Annotated in this window: 1 protein-coding gene; it reads left to right on the plus strand. The window is 31.5% G+C overall.

The genetic code is table 11. The annotated features are described in order from the left end of the window. Window positions 1–151: 151 nt before the first annotated feature. Window positions 152–260 (plus strand): helix-turn-helix domain-containing protein (locus ACYQ2O_RS13265; protein WP_459796837.1); only part of this gene is annotated, 109 nt, incomplete at its 3' end.

Genomic DNA, 260 nt, shown 5'->3' on the forward strand with positions numbered 1-260 from the left:
AAATGTAGCTATGCTGTTTTTCTCTTGATACGTTTCAATTGCTTCCACTAAATCTTTGGGGAAGCGAATTAGTTTTTGAATCTTTTCCATTGACACCACTCCTTAAATACTATATCATTATGATATATTATTTAAGGAGGTGAATTGTCAAATGAAAATTCATAAAGCCTATAAATTTCGACTCTATCCAAACAAAGAACAGGCTATTTTGATTAACAAGACTATTGGGTGTTCCCGATTCATCTACAATCATTTTCTCA

The organism is Alkalibacterium sp. m-11, assembly GCF_054658155.1.